The sequence below is a fragment of the Peterkaempfera griseoplana genome (genome assembly GCF_001418575.1).
Lineage (GTDB): Bacteria > Actinomycetota > Actinomycetes > Streptomycetales > Streptomycetaceae > Peterkaempfera > Peterkaempfera griseoplana.
In genome coordinates this window covers 1-6,023 of record NZ_LIQR01000398.1, presented here as the reverse complement: position 1 = coordinate 6,023, position 6,023 = coordinate 1, and the positions used below count along the sequence as shown (strand labels likewise).

The window sequence follows — 6,023 nt, the reverse complement described above, 5'->3', positions numbered from 1 at the left end:
CGGCCGGAGGAGGCGACGGCCGGGCCGGAGGTGTGGCGGCCGGGGGCGCGGCGTGGTGGGCGCCGGGGAGTTCCAGCACCATGCCCGGGGTGATCAGATCGGGGTCGGTGAGCCGTTCGCCGTCCGGTGCCCGGGTCCCCTTGTTGGCTGCGTACAGCTTCGGCCAGGCGTCGGCGTCGCCCAGTTCGCGCTGGGCGATCGCCGACAGGGTGTCGCCGGGCCGCACCGTCGCCGTCTCATGGCGCGGGGCGTGTTGCTCGGAGCGCGCGGCGCCGTCGGTGTCCGGTTTGGCGTCCCTGGGCATCAGCAGCCGCCACCCCGGGTGGATCGGCCGGTCCGCGTCGAAGCGGCGGCCCGAGTCGTCCATCACCCGGCCGTCGTTCAGCCGGGCGATCTCCTGCCACCGTTCGCCGGAGCCCAGTTGGCGTTCCGCGATGCTCCAGAGGCTGTCGGCCGGGCGGGCGTCACGGACGGTGTAGACCGGCCGGTCCGCAGCGGCCGCGTCGGCGGCCGGACGGCCGTCGGCGGCGGGGGCGGCGGTCAGCGCGGCATGCTGCGGCGCCGCCGTGATCGCGGCCGGGGCGTGCCCGGGGGCGGAGGCGAAGGCCGAACCCGCGGCCGGCAGCAGTGCCAGTACGGCGCCCACCAGCCCGGCCGCGGCGCGCTGGCTCCAGCCGAGGGCCGGGATGCGGCGCGCCACCCGGCCGCGGAGTTGCGCCGGGATCTCCAGCAGTACGGAGACGGCGAAGCAGAGCCAGGCGATCCAGCCGACCGCCACCAGGGCCCAGAGGAACAGCCTGCCGTCGTCGGGCCGGGTGAGCAGGTCCAGGAAGCCGCCGTGCTCGGGCACGCCCATCCCGGCGACGGCCCGGGTGCCCAGCAGCAGCAGCGCCGGCACGCCCGCCAGCAGCGCCGCCAGGGCGACCAGGGACGCCAGGGCCGCCAGCAGGGAGGGCAGTCGGCGGGGCCGCCGCCCCGGTCCGCCGCCGCGCGGCGGTCGGGTGGCGGGGCCGCCACGGCCCGCAGGTCGGTGGACTTCCGCTCGTGGGGCGGGCATCAGCCGTTCTCCGCTTCTCCGACGCCGTGCACCAGGGCTGCGCTGCCTTCGCCGTGCACGGTCATGCTCCCGATACCGATGACGCCCAGCAGGGCGGTGTCGTACTCGCCGTCCACGGTGACGTGGATGGTCCTTCCGTCGGCCGCGACCACGGCCTCGCCCCGGGCCCCGTTGTCGGCCAGGTACCGCTGCGCCGCCGCGCGGGCCGCGTCCGGGTCGACGACCAGGGGCCCGCCGGCCAGGGCGGCGGCCGGGTCGAGCTGCTGTCCGGCCGCGCGGGCGGCCTCCTGGGCGAGCGCGTCGGCCCGTTCCACCGCGCGCAGCCGGCCGCCGCAGTCGATCACGATGCCGATGACCACCAGCAGGCCCACCGCGCACAGGGCGACGAAGATCGAGATCGATCCGCCGTCCGGTCGCGCCGCACTCCTGTGCACTGCCCGTCCCTCCCCCTCAGCGTCCCCGGTAGCGGTCGACCACCGAGGTGAACCGGCCGGTCATGGTGCGGGAGCCCGGCAGCCCCCCGACCAGCAGGTCGTCCAGCGGGACGGTGCACCGCACCACTGCCGTCACCTCTCCGGCCTGCCCGGGGACCGTCCCGAAGAGCGAGGTGTCCACCTCCACCCGGGTGCTGCTGCAGTGCACCCCCTGCTGCTCCAGGGTCTCCCCGGCGGCGGTGTCCGCTGCCTGCCGTGCGGCCTCCGCCGTACGGGCCAGCGAGGCGCTGCGCGCCGCCGCGCGGGCCGCGGCGTCCACCGTGCCGCCCGCCGTCTGCAGCCGGCCCGCGGCGATGGCGAGCAGCACGAAGAGCAGCAGGGCGGGCGCGATGATGGCCGCCTCCAGGGCCACGCTGCCCTCCTCGGCGCGGCCTGCGCGGCCGGTGCTGCTCACGGCGTCGCCTCCCCGGGTCGGGTGAACCGCTCGCGCGGGGCGGTCACATGCTGGGTGATCAGCTGCCCCGACAGGCCGGGCAGCAGGGACTGGGCGTGTACGGACACGGTGACCCTGATCTCCGTGTCGGTGGTGCCGTCCAGGGAGACGTCCGGGTCGGACACCACCCCGGCGGAGCGGTCGAGGAACGCCCGCGCCCTGGCCGCCCCCGTGGCCGGGTCCGCCCCCGCGGAGCGGCCCGCCTCCGCGCCCTCGCGGGCGGCGGTGAGGGCGACCTGGCGGGCGTACCACCACAGCGACGCCTGGACCACCAGCACCACCATCGCCAGCACGGCCGGGAAGACGATGGCCAGGCTGAGACTCATGGAGCCGGCGTCACGGCCGCCGGGGCGGCGGCCGGGTCGCCGGCGGCGGGCGAAGCGGGTCACTTGTCCTCGGGGATCTTCTTTGTGACGTTGTCCGCGAGCTTGGTCAGCGCGACCACCACACCGCCGGCCACCGCGACCAGGGCGATGATGGCGAGGGCCAGCTCGATGCTGATGGCTCCGCGGTCGCCGTCGCGGGCGGCACGGCGGGCCCGGTCCACCCGGTAGCGGACCATGTGGACGCCCATCAGCAGGGGCAGCAGTGCGGTGACGGCGGTGAGACCGGCGAGGTGCTTGAGGTGGTGCTTCATGTCTCTGGCTCCCGGGTCGGCAGGGGCGGTGCGGGGTGGGGCGGCGGCTGAGGGGCGCTCAGCCGCTGTTGAGCATCTGGTACAGGGCTGGGAAGGCGATCAGCGCCGTCATCAGCATGGTGAGCGCGGAGCCGGGGGCGACCATGCGCTCGCTGTCGGTGTTGGCTCGGGCGAGGTCCTCGGCGAGCAGCTCCGAGCGCAGGCTCTTGGCGCGGGCCCGCAGGGTGTCGTAGACGGCGGCTCCGTCGGTGCCGGAGATCCGCATGATGTCCGCGACGTCCTGAAGGGGCGTCAGTCCCAGCTCGGCGGCCAGCGCCTCCAGGCCGTCCCAGGGCGGCAGGCGGTCGGTGGCGGCCCGCTCCAGGGCGTCGGAGAGCCGGCGGAAGACCGCACCGCGGCCGACCGCGGCGGCCCTGACCAGGGAGTCCGCCGGGCCGCAGTCGGCCGCCCGCTCCAGGGCGACCAGCTCCAGGTAGGAGGCGATGGCGTGCAGGTACTCGACCCGGGCCTCCTTGGCCTCGCCGCGCACCACCGCGTCCGGCACCAGCCACAGCAGTACGGCGAGGGCCGGCCCGCTGAGGGCGGGGAAGAGCACCGGCAGGGGGACGTCCAGCAGCGCCGCCATGGCGCCGAGGTACCCGGGCAGCAGCAGCCCGATCAGCGCGAACAGCAGCTTGTGCAGCATGAACCGGGCCGGTGTGCGGCCGATCAGCGACAGCTCCCGGTGCGGGACGCGCGCTCCGGGAAGCGTGGTGAGCCGCCCGCCGATGCGGTCGTACCAGTTGGGCCGGAGCGCCGCAGTGCCGGGCCGCTCACGGCTGGGGGCGCGGTGCAGGCGGTCCAGGGCCGGCCCGAGGTCGGGTGGCGCCGGACGCAGCTCGGAGACCAGCAGGGCGACCCCGGCCGCGGCGCCCGCGCCGGCCAGTACGGCCCAGGGGGAGATCATCGCAGCTCCTTTCCGGACGTCGCGGCTGCCGTGTCCTGCGGTTCCGGTACGCCGCCGGGCTCGGCTGCCGCAGCTCCGGGCACCGGGGCGCCGGCCCGACTGCGGCGGTCGGGTTCCAGCAGCCGGGGCAGCGGCGAGTGCGAGGCCAGACTGCGCATCCAGAGGATCACCCCGACGAATGCCGCCGACAGCAGCGCCAGGACGAGCTGGCCCAGCACGGTGCCGTAGGGCGCGGTGTAGCGGTGGTTGAAGGAACCCACCACCACCACTCCCAGGATGATGGTGACCAGCCAGCGCACGGTGGTGCGGTGCTTGGCGCGGTCCGCCTCGATGGCGCGGCGCTGCCGCACCTCCTCGCGCACCGACTCGGCCATGTCCGCCAGCGCGCGGGCCAGGCCGGGCCCGCGGTCGGTGGCCCGCAGCACCAGGGCGGCGAGCACCTTGTCGGCGGTGGCGTCGCAGAGCTGGTCGGCGAAGGCCCGCAGGGCGTCCTCGGGACGCCAGCGGGCCTGCAGCCGGGAGGCCAGGTCGGCGACCTCGTCCTCCAGCAGGGCGGGGGCGGTGCGGCGGCTGGTGACGACGGCCTGTTCGAGGCCGACGCCGAGCAGCAGGACGTCGGCCAGCCGCTGGGTCCACTCGGCGAGCGCCTCCAGCTTCTCCACCCGGCGGGTGTTGGAGCGGGTGGTGTCGAAGAGCCAGGGGATGCCGAAGACGGCGGCGGGCACCAGCAGCAGGGTCAGCGGGATACCGCTGAAGAGCCACATCAGCGGTCCTCCGGCGGCGGAGGCGCCCAGCTGGATGCGGCGCAGCCGCAGCGTCCCCGGGTCGGCCGTGCCCGGGGCGCCGTACCAGAGGGTGCGCAGCCGCAGCGCCAGCGGGCTGGGGGCGGCGGCCTCCGGGGTGTCGCTGCCGACCAGCCCGGCGACGAGGCCGACCAGCCCGGCGATGACCGCGGCTCCGCAGACGGCGTAGAGCAGCATCAGGCACCGCCTCCGATCCGCAGGTCCAGCGGGGCGCCCCAGGTGCCCCAGGGGGACTGGAGCATCCGGGCGTCGAACCCGGCCCGGCGCAGGTCGTCCAGGCAGGACGGGGGGGTGTGCGGCACGGCCCGGGGCTCGGTGTCCCGGGGGCCGAAGACGGTGTTCATGGCGGGGCGGCCGCTCTCGCCGAGGCCGGCGACCTCCAGGACGTGGGAGACGAAGCGGTGGCGCCGTCCGCCCACGGCTGTCTCGTCGACCATCGCGACATGGACCACGAAGTCCACCGCGTTGGCGGTGAGCCGGTAGGCCAGGGTGTCGGTCATATGGGCGCCGTACTCCAGGCAGAGTTCGGCGATCCGGTCGACCACCATGTGCGGGCCGCGGGCGTGCAGGGTGCACATGGAGCCGCCCTCGCCGTTGGTCATCACCCGCAGCATCGGGACCACCTCGGAGGAGCGGACCTCGCCGACGATGATCCGGGAGAGGGTCATCCGCAGCGCGGCGGGGATCAGCTCACCGATCGTCAGCTCGCCCGCGATCCGGCCGTCGACGCGTTCGCCGTTGCCCTCCCTGGCCTCCATCGGGACGACCTGCCGCAGATGCCCCAGGGTGTGCAGCCACAGCTCGTACTCGCTCTCCAGGGTGCCCACCCGCTCGTCCGGCGGGATCTCCCCGGCCATGGCGCGCAGCAGGCTGGTCTTGCCGACGCCCTGGGTGCCGGTGATCATCACGTTCTTGCGGGCTCTGATGGCGGCGGAGAGGAAGGCGGCGAGGGTGCTGTCCACGGTGCCCATGCCGACGAGGTCGCGCAGGGTGGCGGAGGCCACCCGGTGGCGGCGGATGGCCACATAGGGGCGCGGGGTGACCTCGGTCAGCGCCTGGAGGCGCATCCCGCCCTCCAGGCGCAGGGCGAGGGTGGGGCTGGCGGTGGAGAGGCTGCGTTCGCCGCCGCCGTGCTGGCGGGCGAGGTCCTGGAGGAGTTCGACCAGTTCGGTGTCGCTGTCGGCGACCGGCGGGACCTGGCGCAGCGGCTGGTGGACGCGGGAGACCCAGACGTCGTCGCAGCCGTTGATCAGGATGTTCTCGATGTCGGGGTCGTCGAGGTAGGGCTGCAGCCGTCCGGCGCGGAACAGCAGGTCGTAGACGGCCTCGGCGAGGGCGCGGTCCTGCTCGCGGGTCGGCGGCACCCCGTGCGCCTGGGCGTGGGCGTCGGACCAGCGGGCGACGGCCTCCTCGATCAGGGCGCGGCCGCGCTGGCGCCGGGTGGCACGGTCCACCGTCTGCCCCTGCCTGACCAGTTGCTCGTGCAGCTCGGCGGCGACCTGGCGCTTGAGTTCACGGGCGACCTGGGGGTCGACCGCAGGGGCGGTGGCCGCGCCGGGGCTGCCCGGCACCGGGAGCGAGGGCAGCTGGGAGGGCCCGGTGGGCGGCTTGGCCAGGTTGTACACCGGCGTCGGCGGGGCCGGCACGGTGGGC

Annotated in this window: 8 protein-coding genes; all 8 read right to left on the bottom strand. The window is 75.6% G+C overall.

The features are described from left to right. Nucleotides 1-1,057 (bottom strand): LysM peptidoglycan-binding domain-containing protein (locus AOK09_RS27340; RefSeq protein ID WP_157876053.1); only part of this gene is annotated, 1,057 nt, incomplete at its 3' end. Then, nucleotides 1,057-1,491, bottom strand: a complete 435-nt coding sequence (locus AOK09_RS27335) for a pilus assembly protein TadG-related protein (RefSeq protein WP_055589917.1) — start codon at nucleotides 1,489-1,491, stop codon at nucleotides 1,057-1,059. The genes AOK09_RS27340 and AOK09_RS27335, both read right to left, overlap by 1 nt. A gap of 16 nt (nucleotides 1,492-1,507) precedes the next feature. After that, complete coding sequence (locus AOK09_RS27330; RefSeq protein ID WP_055589916.1) at nucleotides 1,508-1,945, bottom strand: TadE/TadG family type IV pilus assembly protein; 438 nt, start codon at nucleotides 1,943-1,945, stop codon at nucleotides 1,508-1,510. Continuing rightward, complete coding sequence (locus AOK09_RS27325; RefSeq protein ID WP_079063473.1) at nucleotides 1,942-2,310, bottom strand: TadE/TadG family type IV pilus assembly protein; 369 nt, start codon at nucleotides 2,308-2,310, stop codon at nucleotides 1,942-1,944. Before AOK09_RS27325 ends, AOK09_RS27330 begins: the two co-directional genes overlap by 4 nt. A 59-nt stretch (nucleotides 2,311-2,369) precedes the next feature. Then, nucleotides 2,370-2,621 carry a hypothetical protein gene (locus AOK09_RS27320; protein ID WP_055589915.1) on the bottom strand — a complete coding sequence of 84 codons (252 nt, stop codon included), beginning with the start codon at nucleotides 2,619-2,621 and terminating at the stop codon, nucleotides 2,370-2,372. 58 nt (nucleotides 2,622-2,679) lie between these two features. After that, entirely contained in the window at nucleotides 2,680-3,567 is an 888-nt protein-coding gene (locus AOK09_RS27315; RefSeq protein WP_055589914.1) for a hypothetical protein, read from the bottom strand. Beyond that, nucleotides 3,564-4,547, bottom strand: coding sequence for a type II secretion system F family protein (locus AOK09_RS27310; protein WP_055589913.1), 984 nt, complete (start codon nucleotides 4,545-4,547; stop codon nucleotides 3,564-3,566). The genes AOK09_RS27315 and AOK09_RS27310 overlap by 4 nt, the downstream gene beginning before the upstream one ends. Next, nucleotides 4,547-6,023 (bottom strand): CpaF family protein (locus tag AOK09_RS27305; RefSeq protein ID WP_245687503.1); only part of this gene is annotated, 1,477 nt, incomplete at its 5' end. The genes AOK09_RS27305 and AOK09_RS27310, both read right to left, overlap by 1 nt.